Annotated in this window: 16 protein-coding genes and 2 pseudogenes; 17 read left to right on the top strand and 1 reads right to left on the bottom strand. The window is 59.8% G+C overall.

What is annotated here, in order from left to right; translation table 11 throughout:
* Positions 1-12 precede the first annotated feature (12 nt).
* The 6 genes and pseudogenes from MET49242_RS01670 to MET49242_RS01645 all read left to right on the top strand — a co-directional run bounded on the left by MET49242_RS01670 (position 13) and on the right by MET49242_RS01645 (position 9,757).
* The gene (locus MET49242_RS01670) at positions 13-4,482 is read left to right on the top strand and encodes a strawberry notch-like NTP hydrolase domain-containing protein (RefSeq protein ID WP_036279955.1); all 4,470 of its coding nucleotides are present in this window, start codon (positions 13-15) and stop codon (positions 4,480-4,482) included.
* A gap of 18 nt (positions 4,483-4,500) precedes the next feature.
* A complete protein-coding gene (locus MET49242_RS01665; protein ID WP_036280116.1) occupies positions 4,501-5,499 on the top strand; it encodes a toprim domain-containing protein in 999 nt (332 codons plus the stop codon).
* A gap of 571 nt (positions 5,500-6,070) precedes the next feature.
* Positions 6,071-7,018: a DUF2493 domain-containing protein gene (locus MET49242_RS01660; protein WP_036280113.1), complete on the top strand. Its 948-nt coding sequence runs from the start codon at positions 6,071-6,073 to the stop codon at positions 7,016-7,018.
* Positions 7,015-7,341, top strand: coding sequence for a hypothetical protein (locus MET49242_RS01655; RefSeq protein WP_036279954.1), 327 nt, complete (start codon positions 7,015-7,017; stop codon positions 7,339-7,341). Before MET49242_RS01660 ends, MET49242_RS01655 begins: the two co-directional genes overlap by 4 nt.
* A 397-nt stretch (positions 7,342-7,738) precedes the next feature.
* A pseudogene (locus tag MET49242_RS01650) lies at positions 7,739-8,934 on the top strand (IS256 family transposase).
* Positions 8,935-9,238: 304 nt separating this feature from the next.
* On the top strand, positions 9,239-9,757 hold the full coding sequence (locus MET49242_RS01645) for a hypothetical protein (RefSeq protein ID WP_144259418.1): 519 nt from the start codon (positions 9,239-9,241) through the stop codon (positions 9,755-9,757).
* Positions 9,758-9,862: 105 nt separating this feature from the next.
* On the opposite strand, the gene MET49242_RS01640 is transcribed toward MET49242_RS01645, so the two are convergent.
* On the bottom strand, positions 9,863-10,690 hold the full coding sequence (locus tag MET49242_RS01640) for a potassium channel family protein (protein WP_084678835.1): 828 nt from the start codon (positions 10,688-10,690) through the stop codon (positions 9,863-9,865).
* A 167-nt stretch (positions 10,691-10,857) separates the two neighbouring features.
* Here MET49242_RS01640 and MET49242_RS24650 point away from each other — a divergent pair, with 167 nt between their 5' ends.
* From MET49242_RS24650 to repB, 11 genes and pseudogenes are all read left to right on the top strand, one after another.
* The gene (locus MET49242_RS24650) at positions 10,858-11,241 is read left to right on the top strand and encodes a hypothetical protein (RefSeq protein ID WP_144259417.1); all 384 of its coding nucleotides are present in this window, start codon (positions 10,858-10,860) and stop codon (positions 11,239-11,241) included.
* Positions 11,228-12,223, top strand: coding sequence for a tyrosine-type recombinase/integrase (locus MET49242_RS01635; protein ID WP_084678834.1), 996 nt, complete (start codon positions 11,228-11,230; stop codon positions 12,221-12,223). Before MET49242_RS24650 ends, MET49242_RS01635 begins: the two co-directional genes overlap by 14 nt.
* A 33-nt stretch (positions 12,224-12,256) precedes the next feature.
* Complete coding sequence (locus MET49242_RS01630; RefSeq protein ID WP_036279948.1) at positions 12,257-13,201, top strand: DUF4238 domain-containing protein; 945 nt, start codon at positions 12,257-12,259, stop codon at positions 13,199-13,201.
* A gap of 145 nt (positions 13,202-13,346) precedes the next feature.
* Positions 13,347-15,050 carry a DUF2130 domain-containing protein gene (locus MET49242_RS01625; RefSeq protein WP_036279946.1) on the top strand — a complete coding sequence of 568 codons (1,704 nt, stop codon included), beginning with the start codon at positions 13,347-13,349 and terminating at the stop codon, positions 15,048-15,050.
* Positions 15,047-16,006, top strand: a complete 960-nt coding sequence (locus tag MET49242_RS01620) for a ParB/RepB/Spo0J family partition protein (protein WP_036279944.1) — start codon at positions 15,047-15,049, stop codon at positions 16,004-16,006. The genes MET49242_RS01625 and MET49242_RS01620 overlap by 4 nt, the downstream gene beginning before the upstream one ends.
* 193 nt (positions 16,007-16,199) lie before the next feature.
* Complete coding sequence (locus MET49242_RS01615; RefSeq protein ID WP_036279942.1) at positions 16,200-16,700, top strand: hypothetical protein; 501 nt, start codon at positions 16,200-16,202, stop codon at positions 16,698-16,700.
* A 288-nt stretch (positions 16,701-16,988) separates the two neighbouring features.
* Positions 16,989-17,867 (top strand): ArdC family protein, encoded by an 879-nt coding sequence (locus MET49242_RS01610; protein WP_036279941.1) that lies wholly within the window; start codon positions 16,989-16,991, stop codon positions 17,865-17,867.
* A 366-nt stretch (positions 17,868-18,233) separates the two neighbouring features.
* Entirely contained in the window at positions 18,234-18,617 is a 384-nt protein-coding gene (locus MET49242_RS26485; protein WP_371212509.1) for a hypothetical protein, read from the top strand.
* A 98-nt stretch (positions 18,618-18,715) separates the two neighbouring features.
* Positions 18,716-18,973: pseudogene (locus tag MET49242_RS24640) on the top strand (SLOG family protein); the annotation flags it as partial.
* 310 nt (positions 18,974-19,283) lie between these two features.
* Positions 19,284-20,492 carry a plasmid partitioning protein RepA gene (gene repA, locus MET49242_RS01595; protein WP_084678833.1) on the top strand — a complete coding sequence of 403 codons (1,209 nt, stop codon included), beginning with the start codon at positions 19,284-19,286 and terminating at the stop codon, positions 20,490-20,492.
* Positions 20,489-21,556, top strand: coding sequence for a plasmid partitioning protein RepB (repB, locus tag MET49242_RS01590; protein WP_036279936.1), 1,068 nt, complete (start codon positions 20,489-20,491; stop codon positions 21,554-21,556). Before repA ends, repB begins: the two co-directional genes overlap by 4 nt.
* The last annotated feature ends 92 nt before the right edge of the window (positions 21,557-21,648 follow it).

The raw sequence follows: 21,648 nt of genomic DNA, 5'->3' as shown, positions 1-21,648 counted from the left end.
CGGAGATGATCGATGAGCCAGAACTTCGCCGCTGTCCGCAGTAAAGCAACCCAAGCCGAATTTTCATTCGCAACCGACGACAAGCCACACGCGCTGATGATGGCGGCGCAAGCGCTGGTCAATCTGCTCGCCAAGGGCCAGCCGATCAATGTCGTCGGCCTGCGCGCGGCGATGGAAAGAGCGTTTGACGCGAGCGACGCGGAGGGAGCGTGGCGTTGGAAGGATGCTCACGAGGCGTTGGAGGCGGCGCAGGTCCTGTTCCTGCGCCGCTATGGCCCTGCGATGATTGCGCGCGCGAACAAGGAACCCGCGCGGGCCCTGGCGATGCTCTCGAAGATCGGAGCGCTGCTGCCGAGCGAGACGCGGCGCTTGGAAGAAAGCCACGCGCTTCAGCAGTTCTCGACGCCGCTGGAATTCGCCTATGTCGCGAGCCTCGCGGCGGGGCTGGGCGCCGGCGACATCGTGCTCGAACCCTCCGCCGGCACGGGGATGATCGCGATCCACGCCGAGCTTGCCGGCGCGAAACTCGTCCTTAATGAATGGGCCGAGACCAGGGCCGATCTCCTGAAGCTGCTATTTTCCGGAGCGCCGCTCAGCCGTTTTGATGGCGCGCAGCTGCACGATCGGCTCGACGCCGATTTCGTTCCGAGCGTCGTGCTGATGAATCCGCCCTTCTCCTCATCGCCGCTGATCGAGGGGCGGCACGCCGCCGCGACCTTCGAGCATATTCGTGCGAGCCTCGCGAGGCTTCGAACTGGCGGCCGGCTTGTCGCGATCACCGGCGAGACCTTTGCGCCGACCTCGAATAGCTGGCGCACAAGCTTCGAGCGCTTGCAGGAACAAGGGCGGCTTGTCTTCACCGCCTCGCTCGCGCGCGGATTTTTCGCACGACATGGGACGAGCGTCGAAAGCAGGCTGACAGTTTTCGACAAGACGCCGGCTGAAAACCCAAAACAATTTCCCAGCGGATTCGGTCCGATCGCCGGCCTTCCCGAGCTGCTCGCGCTCGTGCAGCGGGAAGTTCCGCCGCGCGCGCCCTTCGCCGCGGACGGGCCGGTCTATGGCGAGACATCGGTCCTCGGCGGCGTCGGCGCGACCGTCGATTCGTTCGCGCCGATCGCTACATCTCACCGCGCGGCCCCGCTTCTAGCGTTCACGGAGCCGCCGCGCCCCGCCCCGCGCAACGCGGCTCCGGTCCATGCCCGGCACCCCGCTTCGCCGGTCGAGATCGTCGAGCTCGCCTATGAGCTTCGCCAATGGAAAGTGCCCGAGGTCGGCGTGCTCAGCGCCGGGCTCTACGAGCCCTACGCCGTGCAGTCGATCGCAATTCATGGCGCGAAGCCCCATCCGACGACCCTCGTGCAATCCGCCGCCATGGCGTCGGTCGCGCCGCCAAAGCCGACCTACCGGCCGCATCTCCCGAAAAACGTCATCGAGTCGGGGCTGCTTTCCGACGCGCAGCTCGAGAGCGTCATCTCCGCCGGCGAAGCCCATTCCGGCCATCTTGCCGGCTCCTTTCTCGTCGATGACAGCTTCGATACTGTCTCCGTCGCGCCCGACGACGCGGAGAAAGCGGTCCGTTTCCGCCGCGGCTATTATCTCGGCGACGGCACCGGTGCCGGCAAAGGCCGCCAGGTGGCGGGCGTCGTTCTCGACAATTGGCTGAAAGGCCGCCGCAAGGCGCTCTGGATCTCCAAATCCGACAAGCTGCTCGAAGACGCGCAGCGCGACTGGGCGGCGCTTGGCCAGGAGAAGCTGCAGATCGTGCCGCAGTCGCGCTTCAAGCAGGGCGCACCGATCCGGCTGTCGGAGGGCATTCTGTTCACGACCTATTCGACTCTGCGCTCGGACGAACGCCAGGGCCGCGACGGCGCGTTGAAGGCTTCGCGCCTGACGCAAATCGTCGACTGGCTGGGAGCGGATTTTGATGGCGTGATCGTTTTCGACGAGGCGCACGCCCTCGCCAAGGCGGTCGGCGACAAGGGCGAGCGTGGCGAGAAGACCGCCTCGCAGCAGGGCCGTGCCGGCCTGCGGTTGCAAAACGCCCTGCCCGACGCCCGGGTCCTTTATGTCTCGGCGACCGGGGCGACGACCGTCGCCAATCTCGCGTACGCCATGCGATTGGGGCTCTGGAGTTCGACGGACATGCCGTTCGCGACGAGGCAGGATTTCGTCTCGGCGATGGAGGCCGGCGGCATCGCCGCCATGGAGGTGCTGGCGCGCGATCTGAAAGCGCTGGGCCTCTATGCCTCGCGCGCCCTCTCCTACGCCGGAGTCGAAGTCGAGATGCTGGTGCACCAGCTCTCGCCGGAGCAGATTCGTATCTATGACGCCTACGCCGGCGCCTTCGAGATCATTCACAACAATCTGACCGCAGCGCTGGAAGCCGCGAACATCACTGGTGAGGGCGGCAGGGCCTACAACCGCAACGCCAAAAGCGCCGCGCGCTCGGCCTTCGAGTCCAACAAACAGCGCTTCTTCAATCACCTGATCACGGCGATGAAGGTCCCGAGCCTGATCGCCTCGATCGAACGGCATTTGGAAGCCGGCCACGCCGCCGTCATTCAGATCGTCTCGACCAGCGAAGCGCTGATGGAGCGCCGCCTGGCCGAAATACCCACTTCGGAATGGGGTGATCTTTCCTGCGACATCACCCCGCGCGAATATGTTCTCGACTATCTCGCCCATTCCTTCCCGATCCAGCTCTTTGAAGTCTATTCCGACGAGAACGGCGATCTGCACTCTCGGCCCGTGGTCGACGAGCAGGCCAATCCGGTCCAGTCGCGCGAGGCCATGGAGCGCCGTAATCGGCTGATCGAGCATCTCGCCGCCCTTCCCGCCGTGCAGGGCGCGCTCGACCAGATCGTGCAGCGCTTCGGGATCGAGATGGTCGCCGAGGTCACCGGTCGCTCGCGAAGGATCGTCCGCAAGACCAACGCCGACGGCTCGGATCGGCTTTGCGTCGAGAGCCGTCCGGCCTCCTCCAATCTTGGCGAGACGCAGGCCTTCATGGATGATGAGAAGCGCATCCTCGTCTTTTCCGACGCCGGCGGCACGGGGCGCTCCTATCACGCCGATCGCACCGCCAAAAACCAGCGGCTGCGCGTCCATTACCTGCTGGAGCCCGGCTGGAAGGCTGACAACGCCATCCAGGGCCTTGGGCGCACCAACCGTACCAATCAGGCGCAGCCGCCCTTGTTCCGTCCCGTCGCGACCGACGTGAAGGGCGAGAAGCGGTTTCTCTCAACGATCGCCCGCCGACTCGACACGCTCGGCGCGATCACCCGCGGCCAGCGCCAGACCGGCGGTCAGGGCCTGTTCCGGCCCGAGGACAATCTCGAATCGCCGTACGGCCGCACGGCGCTGCGCCGGCTCTATCAGCTGGTCTATGCCGGCAAGGTCGAAGGCTGTTCGCTGACGCGCTTTATGGAAGCGACGGGCCTCGATCTCACCGACCAGGACGGCAGCCTCAAGGAGGAGCTGCCGCCGATCTCGACCTTCCTCAACCGCATCCTCGCTCTGCCGATCGCGCTGCAGAACCTCCTCTTCGAGGTGTTCGAGGGGCTGATGGAAGCGCAGGTCGAGGCGGCGATCCAGGCCGGCGTCTTTGACGTCGGCGTCGAGACGCTGGTGGCCGAAAGCCTTGTTGTCACGAACCGCCAAACGATTGCCGTGCATGGCAAGAGCGGGGCGGAGACGCAGCTTCTGACTATCCTGCGCAAGGACAAGACGCGGATCACGACGCTGGGCGAGGCGCTCGACTATGCGACCGCCTCGCAAAAATCGCGATTGATGATCAACGACCAGTCGGGCCGCGCCGCCGTCAAATTGTCCGCGACGGCGCTGATGCAGGACGACGGCTCGGTTCAGCCGCGGGTTCGTCTGCTGCGTCCGGCCCATGCCGATGTGGTCACCGTCGAGGCCTTGGAGCGCTCGCATTGGCGCGACGCGAGCTCGGAGGAATTCCGGCGGGCGTGGGAGATAGAGGTCGCATCCCTTCCGGAACTGACCGAGAGCACGTTCCACATCGTGACCGGCCTCCTGCTCCCGGTCTGGAACCGGCTCCCCGACGAAGCGGCGCGGGTCTATCGGTTGCAGACCGACGAGGGCGAACGGATCATCGGCCGGCTCGTCTCGCCGGCGAGCGCCGCCGTCCTACTCGAAGCGACGGGCGCCGGGGCCCCTGTCCTTGCGCCAGCAGCGGCCCTTGCCGCGGTGATGGAGGACGGCGCGGGGCTCGTGCTCGCTGAGGGGCTGGTCCTCAAGCGCTCGCTCGTGATGAACCGGCATCGGCTCGAACTCTCGGGCTTTAACGACACGATAGTTGATCGATTGAAGGCGCAGGGCCTTGTTTCCGAAATCATCGCCTGGAAGCTGCGGCTCTTCGTGCCGCTCGGCGACGACGTTGCAAATATCGTCGAGAAGCTCCTGGCGCTCTATCCCCTGCTCCGCGTCGCGCCTGCGACCCGCGTGAATTCTTGAGAACAGTGGGAGGCGATGATGGAAAGCCCAACTCGGACTCTGTCCAGCGGCCTCGCCGAGCATGTCGAGGACGTCTGCAGGCATTATCTCTCGAACGGTCGTCGGTGCGGCAATTACTGGATCGTCGGCGACGTGAACAACCACGTCGGCCGAAGCCTCTATGTGCGGCTCAAGGGCCCTCTCTCTGGTAAGGGAGCGCGGGGCAAATGGGCTGATGGCGCGACAGGCGAATATGGCGACCTTCTTGATCTCATCCGCGCGCGAGAGGGGCTCGCGTCCTTTCGCGATACGCTCGCCGAGGCGCGGCGCTTTTTGGGGGCGCCGCGCGTAAGAACTCCAGAGCGACGAGATCCCCATTCGAGCGAGCGCGACACCGTTGCGCTCGCTCGAGAGATTTGGGCGGCGTCGCACCCGATCGACGGCACGCCAGCGGAGGCCTATCTCCGCGCGCGGAAAATCGCCGCCGATCTTCATGACGCGCCGCTGCGCTATCACTCGGCGCTGCTTTATCGCGATCCCAAATCTGCACCCAGAAAATTGCCGGCGCTCGTCGCCGCCGTCACCGACAACAGCGGCGAGATCAGGGGCATTCATCGAACCTTTCTCGATCTGGCGCGTAACGTCAAGGCGAACGTCGCTTCGCCGCGACGTTCGCTCGGCGCCATACTCGGCAACGGCGTGCGTTTCGGTGTCATCGATGACTTCGCCATCATCGGCGAAGGAATTGAAACGGTCCTCTCGCTCAACAGCTCTTTTCCCGACATTCCGATGGTCGCGGCGCTTTCCGCCGCGCATCTTGCCGCTTGGCGTCCGCCATCGAATTTACGACGGCTTGTCATTGCCGCCGACAATGACGAGCCAGGTCGAAGCGCTGCGCAGAGACTGTCTGCGCAAATGAGAGAGCATCTCATCGACGCGACAACGATCATTCCGCTCGGCGCTGACTTCAACGGCGAGCTGCGTAAGACCTCGCGCGAAAGCATGCACGACCGGGTTACACGGCTGATTTGGGGCTGAACGCCAAGTTGGCGCCGCGCCGCCGTTGAACGAGGCGCCTTCTATGTCTTGAATTTTGCGAAGGCCTCCGTGGTGATCGATAAACAGGCCAAATATCACGACCATCTGTGATCGATGTGCGGCGGTCTGCGCCGAAGCCGCCCTCAGCGACGTGGTTCGAAGCCTGCTGTGGCGAAGGCAGTTCCTGCATCCGTTCGCTTTCGAAGGCGCACCGCCCTCGCTCTCGGCGCTGCTGGCGTAAGATGCAGACGCTTTACGGAGCGCCCCAATGAAGACTCGACGGTGCTCGAGGGCGGTCTCATCGTAAGCGGCTGTCTCTTTAGCGAGAGGGCCTCGCGCTGGCCTGAAAGAGCAGCGATGACGCCACAAGCGGCTCGCTTGCCGCAACGCTCCTCGCCGACTTCTTTCCCCTGCCCTATGTTTGCGCTTCGGGCATTCCTCGCGCGTCAAAGAAGTCGGCGAGAAGCGTTCTTCGCTTTGCTTCGACCCTGCGGGTGCGGCGAGATCCGCCCGCGGCTCAAGATCGCTGTCAGGCCGCGATCGGCGCGGCCTCCAGCGAAAGACTTCCGTCATGAACGATGAATTCGCCTCTCAGTCCTTCGAGACCATTGTTCCCGAACATAATGCTTCAGCTTCTTCGCACCTTCTGGACGAACTGGTTTCGCACGGCTATCGCCCCCTGGACGACGAACCGGATTCGCGCCCCCTGCCCTCTTCTGACGCCGCGTCCGTTGCACTCGAGTCCGCCCTCGAAGCTCTGTCGAGCCTCTTTCTCGACACCCGTCTCGAAGCCGATCTTGCCGATCTCCTGTGGTCCTTCGTCAATCTCTTTCATCGCAAGGCGCAGCGCATCGACCGCGAACTCGACGACAACGAAACCGCGCAGCGCCGTTCGCAGACCGAACAGGATGGCTCAGAAATCCGCTCAGTCGAACTTGAGCGGCTAATCGCGCAAGGGCTCACACTCACCGAACGACGCAACGCCTTCGAATTCTTTCGCGACCATCTCGCAGAGCTCTACGCGACTGAGACCGGTTCCTCTTGGCGCCCGCGCTCGGGATCGCAGGTCAATCACCGCGCCCTGACGGCGGCGATGATCGACAGCCGGGATTTCCTGAACGCCAAAAAGCTCGCCGAGACACAGGTGCTTTTGCCCCCCGGTCCTCGCATCGCGTTTGCCGGCGGCGCGGACTGCAACGATCATCAACGGATCTGGGATACGCTCGATAAGGTGCACGCGAAGCACCCGGGCATGGTCCTAATCCACGGAGCCGGGCCGAAGGGCGCGGAGCGGATCGCCGTCTGTTGGGCGGATAACCGTAAGGTTCGTCAGGTCGCCTTCAAACCGGAGTGGACACGCCACAAAAACGCAGCGCCGTTCAAGCGCAACGACGCGATGCTCGAGGCGCTGCCCATCGGGGTCATCATCTTTCCGGGGTCGGGGATCGTCGAGAACCTCGCCGACAAGGCCCGCAAGATGGGGATCCCGGTGTGGCGGTTTGCGAAGGAGGGCGCATGAGCGCCGTTAATCTGAGTCCGATTTGGGACCTGACCGTCTCGATTGCCGCCGGTTACGGCCGCTTCGCCGCGTGCACTTTGGCGGCCGACGATCGGATTTCCGCCCTCGAGCGTCTGGCGGAGGACTTTAAGAATCTGCTGCAGATGATCTACCATGCTCACGTTAAGGCCAGAATGTCGGATCCATCGGAGGCCGCCGGCGACAGCGGCTTGCACACAATCAGAGGCGGCAGTGCCTGGGATGGGCGTCTGCAAGCAAGCGATGCAAGAGATGGCGACGATTTTGGACGTCACCCCGCGCGTGGTGAAGTTTCATCCGGATAATGGCCGGAAGAAACTCGGCGCATCAACGCTGCCGCACGCCGTCGCCGTCGCCCTTCGTCGGGAGTTGCTCACATAGCACCATCAAGACTCGGAAGCGCGCCTTGCCGTGCAGGAGTCGGTCGAGCGACAATGACGAACGCGCCTAACCGGCCGCGGTCGCCGAGGCGCGTAGGGCGCCGCGCGGCTAGAGCATCGGGCTGGAGGAGACAGCTCACTATCCGAGATTTTGTTCGACGGATCGTGTCCCCGCACGTGGTGTCTGAGGTGATGCCGTCGCCGCCGCCCGCGAGTGCGCTCTGCATAGCGCCGTAGCGAAGCGGGTGGCGCAGCGGCGGCCATTGCCGGTCTTCAGCTAAGGTTCGGTTTGCGAATCGAAAATCCTTGGCAGGAGACGACAATGACCGACGAGAGAATGGCCCTCATCGAACTCATCGAAAAGGGGGCCGACGCGGATTTGATCCGCGAGATGCTGGCTTTCGCCGCCGAGCGGCTGATGGAGCTGGAGGTCGAAACGAGGACCGGCGGCCCTTGCGGCGTGCGCTCATCCGACCGGCAGAACAAGCGCAATGGCTATCGCGAGCGACCCTGGGAGACGCGCGCCGGCCGGATCGATTTTTCGATCCCCAAGCTGCGTAAGGGCAGCTATTTCCCGTCCTTCCTGGAGCCACGCCGCACGGCGGAGAAGGCGTTGGCCGCCGTCATCCAGGAGGCCTATATGCACGGCGTCTCGACGCGCGCCGTTGACGATCTCGTCAGGGCGATGGGCGGGACGGGCGTCTCCAAGAGCCAGGTTTCCCGCCTATGCGAGGAGATTGACGAGCGCGTCGACGCCTTCCTATCGCGGCCGATCGAAGGAGAATGGCCATATCTGTGGATCGACGCGACCTATCTGGAAGTCCGCCAGGGCGGCAGAATAGTCTCACTCGCCGCGATAATCGCCGTTGGCGTCAACACCGACGGCCGGCGCGAAGTATTGGGCGTCGTCACTGGCCCCTCGGAGCCGAGCCCTTCTGGAAGAGCTTTCTGCGTCGGCTCGCTGATCGCGGCCTGCGCGGCGTAAAGCTCGTCATCGCCGACGATCACAAGGGCTTGCGCGCCGCTGCAGCCAAGGTCTTCAACGCGACCCAGCAACGCTGTCGCGTGCACTGGCTGCGCAACGCGCTCGCCCATGTCGCGCCAAAGCAGCGGCCCGCGGTCATCGCCATGCTGAAGACCATCTTCGCGCAAGAATCGGCGGAGGCGGCGCATGCCCAGTGGCGGCAGGTCGCCGACGCCTTACGCGAACGCTTTCCAAAGCTTGCAGAGATGATGGACGCAAGCCGCGAGGACGTGCTTGCCTACATGGCGTTTCCGCGCGAGCACTGGCCGCAGATCGCCAGCACCAATCCAATCGAACGGGTCAACGGCGAGGTCAAACGCAGGGCCGACGTCGTCGGCATTTTCCCTAACGAGCGGGCGATCATTCGCCTCGTCGGCGCACTCATGCTCGAACAAACTGATGAGTGGGCGGTGACACGTCGCTACATGAGCCTTGAATCACTCGAGCCGATGAGCAACGATCCCATCATCAGCCTGCCCGCCGTGGCGGCCTGATCACCCTCGGACCCAGGCCGAGGACCGGCGATTAGACACCACGCCACGGGACACGATCTGTTCGACGCATGCGAGTGCCAAATCCGCGCCCCCAAGACATCACGGAAAACTTGCGTCCCTTCCCTGAAAAACACCTCAGTCATCACAGATGCCCCGATCTTGTCGCAAAGCGGAACGAAGCTATCGCACGTGTTAATGCTCTGATTCGATTGAAACAATGTCCAACCAAACCGGTTGTTAGGGTGGAATCAAATTGAGGCTGGTACGGTGACAGTGCAAAGGTGAATCTAATAAGGGCGGCGCCATGGGGAATAAAAAGGTCGAAGCGAGCGGGCCGCCCATTGATAAGGTGTCTGCATTGCGATCGGCGTTGCGCTCGGCGCCGTCGAGGAAAAGCACACGCTCCCGCAGTCCTCTCAAAGCCGCAGTCGTCCAATTGCTCCCGGATCTGCTCGCTTTCCGCGCAAAGGGATATACCAGCACGGAACTTGCCGAAATCATGCGGGAAAATGGCTTCGCTATCGCCGCCGCCACATTAATCAAGTACATCAACGAGGCTCGCGCCCGGACGACCAACCGCCGCAAGAACAAAGCGGTCGTTGCAACGGAAGCAAAAGCGACTGCCGCCGATTCTGGCTCGAGAGCTGCCGATGCGACGACAAAGATGGCGACGCCGCCTTCGCTATTGTCGACGAAGCCTCTGGCCCAAAATCGAAGGGCTGCGAAGGACGTTCTCGGGCATCGATTCGATTACGACGTCATTGATTTGTGCATAAGTCAAGACTTTCGGATGAAAACTAACCATCTGATTCTGAAGGTCTAATTTTGTGCAAAAGTTAGGTGCGAAAGTTATTGTGACAGCGAATAGCTTGCCGCTATTCCTGTGAAAGAGCGTTCCTACAATGAATCTAACTTCAGTTCCAGATGACTAGGGAGCCGAGGCCCGATACGCGATAGCGTTGAGAAATAGTCCGGCTACGACGATTCCGGCGACCGCCTGTGAAGCGACAAGAAAGCGCGCCATGGCGGTCATAGGCAGAATGTCGCCGAGCCCAAGCGTCGTTTGCACGACCGCGCTCAAATACAACATACGCCCGAATGAGCCGCTGATTTTCAGAGGATTCCCGCGCGCACCGCGCACATAATCCTCAAAGCGGCGTTGTTCCTCGGCTGTCAGCAAAATTTGCGGCCCGCGAAACATCTTCGCATAATCACCAACTCCACGATCAAACAAAATATTCAAAGCCTTCGCCGTAAAAATTTGACGGTCATCAGATTGCGTCGTGTCCAGCATGTAAGCAACACGATGATGGATGAGGGTTTCACCCAACGTATTTGCCCCGTCCGCATACATCATAATATTCGCTCTGAACATCCAGACTACGTCCTTGTCGTTCACAGACACAACGCACGGCAATATAACATCAAACGGGATTCGATCCCGCATGTCGCCTTCGTGATCCTCAACGGATGCAATTTCCGCTGCAAACCGACACGGCTTCCCCTCGACTTCCAAAATCTCGTGTTTCTTGGCGTCGCGCCTCATGGCCGCAGTCAGGTCAGAAAGCATTTGGTCCCGATCGACATTTGCAAGCGGCTCTCGTTGTGAATATGGGGCATAGAAACCGTTCGGCGCGCACAGCAAGTAGAGGCCCGCAAACAGCGGCAACAGCGCCAAATAGCAAACCAGGAACAACAGTGGATCGCACCCCGAAAGAGCACGAGAAATCCGTTCTGACAGCGCCGCTATCGACATTGAAAGAAACTCCAAAGCCCCAAAGACGAACCGTAAATTGCAGCGTAACTGAAAGCGTCCGTTACGCACACGCTCCTGGTATCCATCGGGATCGTATCGATCCGACCTTATTGCCAAGCTTAATCTATATATGATAATGTCCTTTATCAAAGATTCTGGAGGGCGTCATGGGCAAACGGAGTTGGGACGTTTTTGTGAAGGCTAACCCGAAAGCAATCTGTGTTGTCACAGGGTTTGGCTGGAAAGCACCGCGCGTCGGACTAGCTCGTGACGGGCGCAAATTCCCGACGCCTTACGGCGTTCTAATTGAGGTCCTTGGCAAGACGCTCAAAGGTGATTGGACCATTCGGTCAGAAAGAAACGGGAAAGCCACCCTTATTCACATCGCGCTTGTCGACCGATCTGATCTCGCGCTGATCGGCAAGATTTTTCAAATAGGCCAGAATCCAAACGTTAAGCCGCCCGCCCCGTGTGCGGAGCTGCATCAGTTTCCCTACGATCCATCTGATTACGCTAGGCTCACCAAGGCTTGTGGCTATGTCCCGGCATGAGCTCAAAGTCATGCAGGAAAATGCGATCAACACGCTTCCAATGCATGCCTCCGCGCGGGTTCCCGCGCTCGTCCGCTCTGCCGGCGAGCGCGCCCAGACCCGCTTTTGGGAATTCTTCGTCAACAACATCCGCAACGCGCACACGCGGCGTGCCTATGGCCGCTCGATTGGCGAATTCCTCGCCTGGTGCGAGCAGCGCGGCCTCGCCTCGATCATCGACATCGATCCGCTGCATATTGGCGCTTATGTCGAAGCGCTGACGCGAAGCCATAGCGCGCCAACCGCCAAACAGCGCCTTGCCGCCATTCGCATGCTGTTCGATTGGCTGGTGACCGGCCAGATCATCCCGACCAATCCGGCCGCCAGCGTGCGCGGCCCCAAGCATGTCGTGAAAGTCGGAAAGACGCCGGTGCTCGATCCGGAGGAGACGCGCATCTTGCTCGACAGCATCGACGTGACGACGACCGTCGGCTTGCGCGATCGCGCTCTCATCGCGCTGATGGTCTATTCCTTCGCGCGCGTCGGCGCAGCGCTCGCCATGAAAGTCGAAGATGTTTACGTACAGAACCGCCGCCTTTGGGTGCGACTGCATGAGAAGGGCGGCAAGCGACATGAAATGCCCTGTCATCATAATCTGGAGTCTTACTTGCACGCCTATATCGACGGCTGCTACCTCGCAGCCGATCCAAAGGCGCATTTGTTCCGTACGATCGGACGTGGCACAGGCGAGCTGACGTTGACTCCTCTGCCCCAGGCCAATGCTTATGCCATGATCCGGCGGCGCGCGTTGGCGGCGGGGATCGCCACCAAGGTCGGCAATCATAGCTTCCGCGCCACAGGGATCACCGCCTATCTCAAAAACGGGGGGACATTGGAGAAGGCCGCGAGCATGGCAAACCATGCCTCGACGCGCACGACGCAGCTCTATGACAGGCGGCGGGATGAAATGAGCCTCGACGAGGTCGAGAGAGTGGTGATTTGAGATGAGCTCTTCTGGCACGAAAGACCAAGGCTGATGGCCCTCGACCATTACGTTTCGCAGGTCCACCTACGCAACTTCTACTCTCCCGTGCTTGGCAACAAGATGCACGCTATCAGGAAACGTGATCTGCTCAAGTTTCCGTGCGGGTCAAAGGACGTTTGTCGCATCGATGATGGCAGCACAAACGCCTACCTGACCGAAGAACGCATCATTGAGGAGTTCTTGAAGGGCGTCGAGCCGAGATATAACGAGGCAGTTTCTTGTCTTCGGCGCGGCGAAATCGACGAGACAACGATCTATGTGATTGCGGGCTTTGCTGCCTACGTCGCGACATGCTCACCCGCAGCGATGCGCGTGCACTCAGCGCCTATGCGGCAAGTCGTGGAAGCGACCTCAAAAATACTGGACGCAAAAGGTATGTTCGGCCCTTCGCCTACTGGCTTGGGAAGCCGAAGCTTCACAGAGCTTCTTGAATCAAAGGCCATACAGGTCAATGTCGACCAGAAGTATCCGCAGGCCATTGGGATTTCCAACATTCTCAAAACTGCATCTGTTTTCGGCAATGGGCTTTGGGACATCATCGTCAATGATCACGCGAGCCATAGCCCGTTTTTCACCAGCGATTTCCCTGTTGCCGTCGAGCACGCAGAAGACCCGCGCGTCCTAAATCGCATCGTGCCACTCACAGCGGAGCTGGCCTTGCGGATCATCCCCCAGCCCGAGACGCGCGGAGAGGTGGACCTCAGTTTTTCCAAGATGCGCTTTCGCGTCGTCCGGCCTAATCATTCTGAGGTTTGCTCCCTTAACCAGACGATTATCCGCTCGGCGGAGGAGCTCGTGTTTTTCCGCGATGACCTCCCCTGGATTCCGGACTTCGTCCGAAAGCACGCTCGATTTCGAGTGCAGGCTCACACTGAGGAAATAAGGACTGGAGACGGCTATTTTGTAATTTCCTCCATGCAGCTACGGGAAGCATGAAGCCGGCCGCTGCAATCGCAGAAGGCAGCAAATACGGCAATATAACGTCATCTATGTCGCGCTCTAGCTGCGCAGCACGACCGAGACGCTTGACATTAGGAGAAAATAGGACAAAATAGGACCTAAGTTTGCAGGAGACCAAGCTATGATTCCGCAGTCCCCCAATACCTCGTTGTTCCGCGAGCCTTCGTCGCCGCATCTCCACGTAGACGGCGAGACGTGCCCCTGGTGCGAACAAGAAATTCCTGTCGAAAAGCTCGAGGAGATCAGCGGAAAGATCGCAGCGCGCGAGCGGGAACAGACGAAGGCAATCACCGCGCAACTTGAACAACAATATGCGTTTGACAAGGCTCAGCTTGAGGCAAAGGCCAGGGCGGACATTGATGCTGAACGTCGTCAGAGTGCTGCACGGGAGACGGCGGCGCGCGAGGAAACACGTAAAGCTGTTGAAATTGCTGCCGCAGAAAAACTCGCCGCGGCGGAGCAAAGCCGCCAAGAATTGCAAACCGCGCTGCAGAAGCAGGTCGAGGAATCAGAATCGGCCAGGAAGGCGGCCGAGGAGGCCGGAATTGATTTAAAGGCTCAGCTCCAGCAACTGCGCCAGGAAAATGAGACGGCTCTAGCGACGGCAAAGGCCGACGCCAAGGCGCGCGAGGCCGAGATTCTGGCTCAAGCGCAGCGGGCGGCGGAAGCTACGGTAGCCGAGAAGCTTGCAGCTAGCGAAAGCGCCCGGTTTGAATCAGAGGCCGCGTTGCAGGCGCGGATCGCTCTGGCCGAAGAGACAAAGCTCGCGGCGGAGCAGAAAGGAGTGGCGCTTCAGCTTCAACTTGACGAACTTCATAAGGCCAAAGAAGCTGAAGTGGCGCGAGTTAGAGAAGATGCCGCGGCCGAAGCCAGCCGCATCCGTCAAGAGGCGACCGAGCTCGCCGAAGCGTCCATCCGTCAGAAAATCTCTGACAACGAAAAGGCTCTTGCCGAGGCCCAGGCGAAGACCGCGGAGGCCGAAACCAAGCTTTCGCAACTCTCGGAGCAACATGAGCTCGCTCTTAAAGAGCGCCTCGATTCTCTAAGAGAGGTCATGGAAAAGGCCAAGGATGAGGCGATCAACGTCGAGAAAGCTAGGGCCTTTGATGAGAATCAGAAGCTGTCCAATAAAGTGAACGAACTGCAGCGCGCCCTTGAAAAAAAGACAAATGAAGAGCTCGGCGAAGGGGCCGAAATTGACTTGTTTGAGGCTCTCAAAAAGGAATTTCCGGGCGACCGGATCGAGCGCATAGCGAAGGGAGCCCCGGGCGCTGATATCATCCACGTTGTGTTGCACAACGGCAGGGAGTGCGGAACTATCATCTACGACTCAAAGAACCACAACGCCTTCCGCAACGACCACGTTACTAAGCTTCTCAACGACCAGCTGGCCGCAAAGGCTGAGCACGCAATTCTTTCCACACATAAGTTTCCGGCTGGAACGCGCCAGCTGCATGTCCAGGATGGTGTGTTGCTCGCCAATCCCGCTCGCGTTGTGTCGGTCGTCACCCTGATCCGTCAGCACTTGCTCCAGACCCATACTTTGCGCCGAAGCAGCACCGAACGAGAGAGCAAAACGGCGGCTCTTTATGCGTTCATTACGTCGGAACGCTGCACTCAACTCTTCGGCCTGGTCGACGCCCACACTGATGAGCTGCTGGAACAGCAGGTTAAGGAGAGGAAACAGCATGAGGCGGCCTGGAAAAAGGAAGGCGAGTTAATCCGCTCGATTCAAAAGGTGCAGGCCGAACTGTCCAACGAAATCAGCGGAATTATTGGCACCGCAGCAGATGAAGAAATGACCCTAGAAGCTGCACACCTATGACCAAACCACACCATACTACGCCCGAACATCGGTCGAAGGTTATAGGGCTCCAGGAACGTCGCCTCGACCGCACGATCCTGCGAACCTATCGCACGAAAGTTGATATCGACGAGGTCGTTCCTAACCCGAACCAGCCACGGTTAGGGCCGAAGGAAGATGAGGAGCTCCAACGCCAAATTGAAGCAAATGAGGGGCTGTTCGAGCCCCTCCTCGTCGAGCCTCATCCTGAGTTGCCAGGTAAATTCAGGATCATTGACGGCGATCGCCGATGGACGAACTCCCGCATTCTCGTTGAACGAGGGCGCGAGCAATATCGCCAGATTCCCGTCGAGGTGACAGACAGAACGCTCTCGGAGGAGGAGCGGCTCCGCGTATGGATTTATATTCATCGCCAACGCAAGGAATGGGACGCCAAGGAAAAGGAGATGGTTGCGTATCGCCTCGTCGATTTGATGGGGCGCGCAAGTGCGGCCAACATCCTCGGCATTACAGTTCGTGAGCTCGACAAACTCGTTGAGGTTTTCGAGCTTTCGGAGAAATTCACGAAATTGCGCGATCCGAGCGCCGCAATCACCTGGGCGCGCGAATTGATGGGCGTGAGCAAAAAGCTCTTGGTCCCCAGCGTTATCGACGCTGTCGTCAAAAAGGTGAATGAAAAACGCATAACGAGTTCGAAGGATTTGCGGAAGCTTCGAGTCATTCTTCCAGATCCGGTCGCCCGTGCTCACTTCCTAAGTGATGATGGCGATTTAGAGTCGGCGCAGCTACGTCTGCGTGCGGTCGAAAAGAAAGCCAACGACGGCCTTCTAACCGATTTGGATTCCGCAGTTGAAGCCATGAAAAGTGTACCTTGGACCACCCTCCAGAAAATGAAGGGCGATGCCAGCCTGCTTAAGAAAATTGAGGATGCCGAGGAATTGCTAAAATCTCTTCGGAAGGCCCTTACTTCCCCTTAAACCAGCAGCACGGAACTTCGGATAAAACTATGAATGTTGTGCATCTCTGCCGCATCGACGCCGCGCGCAATATGAGCCGGTTCTATCGGCTCGATCTCCAGCCCGATTTATTCGGCGGTATGCTGCTTCCCCGACGGACTACCAGGCGACGGTTGCCCGTGGTTTCCAGCTCCTCCGCCCGCAAGCTTTCAATGTGCCGAATAATCAAGCCGTGCGGAACTTCCGCCAGCCCGTTGTCCGGGCCGGCGATACCCGGAAGCATGTTTTCGGCGGTTTTCAGCGCTGCTGCTATCCCTATCAGCGTTTCCAATCGAACGAAGAGCGGGAATTCGCCGTGCTCATTGACAGCGCCAACGAAACCGACGTGCTTCGCTGGATGAAACCCGGGTCACGACAATTCCGGATCGAATACGCGAACGGACAGCCTTATGAGCCCGATTTTGTGGTGGAGACCCGCACCCAAAAGCTCATCGTCGAGATCAAGGCAGCCAACGAAATGACGGACCCCGTCGTGCAAGCCAAGGCCCGGGCCGCCTGCAAATGGGTCCGCTATGCCAACGAGCACGCCGCGCAGACAGGCGGAAAGCTATGGGCCTATGCGCTGGTTCCGCATGATGCCGTCCTCCCGAGCGCCTCGTTAGCTGGATTGATGGCCAGATATGAGCTTGTTGCACCTGCGGCTGCTGTAACCTAAGCAAGTAATCCCGCTCCTTCGGTCGTCTGCGCCGAAACGTCTTCGCAGCCTTTCTTTCACGGTTCCCCCCGACTGGAGCGATCCGCATGGCGGCCTCTCATGTGGGGACGTTTGACCGGGACCGCCGGGCGATCAACGCGGCTCGCTTCCGCGCTTCGCTTGTGCAGCTGCGCCCCGCTCTGCGGCGCGCCTGAAGGCGCGGCGTTTGATCCCCCGGCTCAATGGTCCCAGTCCCCCTGCCCCCACGAGGCCGCACTCCCGCGGCCCGCCAAACAAGGGGGCACCGCCATGAAGACCGAACGCTTCGACATTCACCAGCACATCACCAACCAGATCATTGCCGCCATTGAGTCCGGCACCGGCGAATTCCGCCTCCCCTGGCATCGCTCAGCCGGCAACATCATGCGCCCCGTCAATATCGCCTCGAAGAACGCCTATCGCGGCGTCAACATCCTCACCCTCTGGGCGGCCGCTGATGAGTTGGGTTATTCGTCCGGCACCTGGGGCACCTACAAGCAATGGGCCGAGGCCGGAGCACAGGTCCGCAAAGGCGAGAAAGCCGCTTACGTCGTCTTCTACAAGGAGATCGCCGTCGCTTCTGAAGACAGCGACGAGGCCGAAACTCGCCTCTTCGCCCGCGCCACGCCAGTCTTCGCCGCCGAGCAGGTCGACGGCTACCAAGCGCCCGTGGTTGAAGATGTTGCGACCGTCTTCTCGCCGATCGAGGCGGCCGAAACCTTCGTCGCCCAGACCGGCGCAATCGTTCATCACGGCGGCACCCGCGCCTACTACCGCCCATCGACCGACAGCATTCAGCTGCCTTTGCGCGAGGCTTTTGTCGGTTCGCCGACCAGCACCCCCGCCGAAGCTTACGCCTCAACCAAGCTGCACGAGCTCATTCACTGGACGAGCGCCGAGGCTCGCTGCAATCGCCAGCTCGGCAAGCGCTTCGGCGATGACGCCTACGCCATGGAGGAATTGGTGGCCGAGCTCGGTGCCGCCTTCCTGTGCGCCGATCTGCGGATCACCGACGCCCCGCGTCCGGATCACGCCCAATATCTCGATTGCTGGCTGCGCGTCCTGAAGGCCGACAAGAAGGCCATCTTCACCGCCGCCTCGAAGGCCTCCGAGGCCGTGACGTTTCTCGCCACCTTGCAGGGCGCATAAGCGCCCTGCCTCTTAGTCTCGGTGAGGGAGGCTATCTTCCTAGGAAGCTAGGAAGCTGTATTTTCGCGGCTAAGCCGTCAGGGTTCATGCCGCATAGGAGCGCTCAAAGGCCCCTCCTTCCTCAACGTCTGCTTTTACTGGCGAGCGGCCCGCTCCGTCCTGGTTCCGGCCGTCCTTTTGCAGAACGTCCCTACCCGCCGCTGCATGATAGCCACCTGCCGTTTGGGGCAGCTTCGCCTGTCGCTCACGACGACATCGAAAATCTCGCGTAAGTCTGCTTCGCCCGATCCCGTTGCCCCCTGCCCTTCCCGCGCTGCCCATGAAGGGCCTCGAAACGTGCGGGTTCTACAGCCAGACCCGCCGCCTATGCGTGCAACGGCCTTCCACCCAGAACGAACAGAAAAGCGCCTGCCGCCATGTGGTGACGGCGACGGCGTTTTCTTTCGTTCCGGTTCCCTGCGAAGGACCGTTGACGCGCGACCTGTCTGTCCGTGGCCGAACCGCATCGAGCCCCCATTCCAGGGCATCGCAAACAAGAAAGGACAGACCATGAGCAACAATCAATCGAAACGTCCCACGCATCGGGCCTATGCGGTCACCAAGCGCGGCGACAAAAGCTTCTGGCGCGAAATCGGCGCGGCTTGGGCTCACCCGGATGGCGAGGGCTTCAGCTTGAAGCTGGACCTGGTTCCCCTCAACGGAGCCGAAATTGTCATCCGCAAGCCCAAGCCGACGGAAGAAGCGGCCTGAAGGGCGCGCGCCCCGCCGGATTGCTGGCGGGGCCTTTCATTGTCTCGATCGAATGCTTGCATAAATTTTTCATGCGTCCCCGCCCCCTGGTTCTTTCGGACCATCTCGCAGAGTTCTATGCGACCGAGACCGGTTCCCCCTGGCGTCCACGCTCGGGATGGCAGGTTAATCACCGCGCCCTGACGGCGGCGATGATCGACAGTCGGGATTTCCTGAGCGCCAAAAGGCTCGCCGAGACGCAGGTGCTTTTGCCACTTGGACCTCGCATCGCGTTCACCGGCAGCGCGGACTGCAACGATCATCAACGAATCTGGGATACGCTTGATAAGGCACGCGGCGTCCTTGAGGACATGTTATCCGAGCCGAAGTTAGCCGCGGCTAACCGCGCCTATAAATTTCTAGTCCGAACGAGAAAAGCAGAAAAAGTTAGCCGCGGCTAACGACCCCGTGCCCGCCGATTAGGTGGGCGGCGCCTAGAATTCACTGCGCCCGCAAGATCTGGCGCTGCATCTATTGCGGCAAGGCGAATCGAGAAGCCGTTAACGTCTTGTTAGCACTAAAAACGTTGCGCCTCCCGGCAGAATCGGCATTAATGCGCAAAGACGCGCTTAGAGTGCGAAACTTTGAAAAACTCCGCAGCTTTGATTTGGTGAGAGCCTTTCCGGCATGGCACACAAACCAGCCACTCTTTCGCAGGGGACAGAACTGAGGACGCTAATTCAGCGGCACGCTCAAAATCTGTCGGAGCAGTTGCAGGCGCATCAGCGAAACAATTTTCCTCCTTCCGCCGAAAAAAGTATCCGCCTTTTTTCGCCCGCGGAAGCGGCAAAATTGATCGGAATTCACGAGGGGTACTTGCGGCAGGTTGCGTCAGAGGGGCGGGGAATCGCCGCGACGGTGACGAACGGTAGGCGGTCTTACTCGGTGGAGGACATTCAGAATATCCGCCGCATTCTCGATCAGAGTGCCCGAGGGGATCGTCGCTATCTACCTCATCGGGTTGATGGCGAGCATTTGCAGATCATCACCGTGATGAACTTCAAAGGAGGATCAGGGAAGACGACGACATCCGCGCATTTGTCGCAGTACTTGGCTCTGCATGGTTACCGCGTCCTTGCGATTGATCTCGATCCGCAGGCCAGCCTGTCCGCTCTTTTCGGTTCGCAGCCCGAGCTAGACGTAGGACCGAACGAAACACTTTACGGCGCGATTCGATACGACGAGCATCGTCGATCAATCAGCGAAGTTGTTAGAGGAACCTACATTCCCAACCTGCATTTGATTCCTGCCCATCTCGAGTTGATGGAATTTGAGCACGAGACGCCGAGAGCGCTAATGCGGCGTGACCCCGGGGATTTGATGTTTTTCGGGCGTATCGCTCAAGCAGTAGCTGAGGCTCAGAATTTGTACGACATTGTCGTCATCGATTGCCCTCCGCAGCTTGGCTACTTGACACTGTCAGCGTTGAGCGCCGCAACTGCAGTTCTGATCACAATACACCCTCAGATGCTTGACGTGTTGTCGATGGCGCAATTCCTAACGATGACGGGAGATCTCTTGGAGGTCGTCGCTGATGCGGGAGGGACAACCAATTACGACTGGATGAATTACCTCGTAACGAGGTTCGAACCTAGCGACGGCCCTCAAAACCAAATGGTCGCGTTCCTGAGGTCAATATTTGGGCAGCATGTGCTCATTCATCCAATGCTGAAAAGCACGGCGATTTCAGACGCATCGATCACCAACCAAACCCTGTATGAGGTTGAAAGACAGCAGTTTACGCGATCAACTTACGATCGCGCCATCGAATCCATGAACCAGGTCAACGGAGAGATCGAAGGCTTGATCCGTCGAGCTTGGGGGAGAGCAGCATGAGCCGGAAAGCTCTTTTCGCCAATTTGAAACCTGCTTCAGTTTCGGCAGCCGAGAGCGAAGCGACGGTCAAATCCGAAGATCGTACAGGGGACGACAAGTCGGTCGCTGATCCGATTAGAGCGGCGAGACTTAGGTCTCGGCCAATTCTAGGTGCTCCGGAGCTCATAAAGACAGCCGCCGCACCTGTCGGTGCACTAGGGCAATCGCTCAGCGAATTCAAGGCTCAATCCGAGCGCGCGTCCGCAATTGAGCGCCAGCTCGCCGAGGGACAGGCTGTCGTTGATCTTGATCCAACTCTGATTGATCCTTCTTTTGTGAAGGATCGTATGCCAACGAGTAAGGAGGCGCACGCTCGATTAGTTGAAGCCATTCGAGAGCATGGGCAACAGGTGCCGATTCTAGTCCGCCCTCATCCGAGTAACATGGGGCGGTACCAGGTTGCATATGGCCATCGCCGCCTTCGCGCTGCATTGGAGCTTCAGCGAACCGTTCGCGCCGTCGTCAAGGCTCTTTCCGACGACGAACTCGTCATCGCTCAAGGGCAGGAAAACAATGAGCGACAAGATTTGTCGTTCATCGAAAAGGCAAGATTCGCGCGCGACTTGGAAGAGAAGGGATTCAAGCGCGATACGATTATGACTGCGCTTTCCGTGTACAAGAGCGATCTTTCGAACATGCTCTCGGTCATTTCGCGAATTCCCGAGGACGTCGTCAACGCTATCGGACCCGCGCTTGGGATCGGACGACGAGGATGGATCGACCTCGCAGAGCGATTTTCCGACCCCTTCGTCGCAGAATCAGTAGCAGCCTTGATTTTGGCACCGGACTTCCTCGCCCTCGAAAGCGATCAGCGGTTTCGGCAGGCGCACGCTGTGGCGAGACCGAGCATTGAACGGCCTCGGTTTGAAAACTGGACGACGGCTGAGGGCGCAAAATTCGCCAAAATTGTGCAGAACGCCGAAAAGATTTCGGTGACGATCGACCGTCGAGTTGTCCCTGAATTTGGAGATTACATCCTCGAGCGATTGCAGTCGCTTTATGAGGAGTTCAAATCCCGTCGATGACGGCGAGCGTTTAGCGTGGCGTCAAAAAGTACCATCGCAGGAGAAACCGACAAAAGAAAAAGGCCCCCGAAACATCGCCCCGGAAGCCCTTC

The organism is Methylocystis sp. ATCC 49242, from assembly GCF_000188155.2.
Lineage (GTDB): Bacteria > Pseudomonadota > Alphaproteobacteria > Rhizobiales > Beijerinckiaceae > Methylocystis.
This window is presented reverse-complemented; position numbering and strand designations above follow the sequence as displayed.

Bases quoted from the DNA above. Each gene is read 5' to 3' on its own strand.
- MET49242_RS01670 (WP_036279955.1), top strand. From the start codon at position 13: ATGAGCCAGAACTTCGCCGCTGTCCGCAGTAAAGCAACCCAAGCCGAA.
- MET49242_RS01665 (WP_036280116.1), top strand. From the start codon at position 4,501: ATGGAAAGCCCAACTCGGACTCTGTCCAGCGGCCTCGCCGAGCATGTC.
- MET49242_RS01660 (WP_036280113.1), top strand. From the start codon at position 6,071: ATGAACGATGAATTCGCCTCTCAGTCCTTCGAGACCATTGTTCCCGAA.
- MET49242_RS01655 (WP_036279954.1), top strand. From the start codon at position 7,015: ATGAGCGCCGTTAATCTGAGTCCGATTTGGGACCTGACCGTCTCGATT.
- MET49242_RS01645 (WP_144259418.1), top strand. From the start codon at position 9,239: ATGGGGAATAAAAAGGTCGAAGCGAGCGGGCCGCCCATTGATAAGGTG.
- MET49242_RS01640 (WP_084678835.1), bottom strand. From the start codon at position 10,690: ATGTCGATAGCGGCGCTGTCAGAACGGATTTCTCGTGCTCTTTCGGGG.
- MET49242_RS24650 (WP_144259417.1), top strand. From the start codon at position 10,858: ATGGGCAAACGGAGTTGGGACGTTTTTGTGAAGGCTAACCCGAAAGCA.
- MET49242_RS01635 (WP_084678834.1), top strand. From the start codon at position 11,228: ATGTCCCGGCATGAGCTCAAAGTCATGCAGGAAAATGCGATCAACACG.
- MET49242_RS01630 (WP_036279948.1), top strand. From the start codon at position 12,257: ATGGCCCTCGACCATTACGTTTCGCAGGTCCACCTACGCAACTTCTAC.
- MET49242_RS01625 (WP_036279946.1), top strand. From the start codon at position 13,347: ATGATTCCGCAGTCCCCCAATACCTCGTTGTTCCGCGAGCCTTCGTCG.
- MET49242_RS01620 (WP_036279944.1), top strand. From the start codon at position 15,047: ATGACCAAACCACACCATACTACGCCCGAACATCGGTCGAAGGTTATA.
- MET49242_RS01610 (WP_036279941.1), top strand. From the start codon at position 16,989: ATGAAGACCGAACGCTTCGACATTCACCAGCACATCACCAACCAGATC.
- MET49242_RS26485 (WP_371212509.1), top strand. From the start codon at position 18,234: ATGCGTGCAACGGCCTTCCACCCAGAACGAACAGAAAAGCGCCTGCCG.
- repA (WP_084678833.1), top strand. From the start codon at position 19,284: ATGGCACACAAACCAGCCACTCTTTCGCAGGGGACAGAACTGAGGACG.
- repB (WP_036279936.1), top strand. From the start codon at position 20,489: ATGAGCCGGAAAGCTCTTTTCGCCAATTTGAAACCTGCTTCAGTTTCG.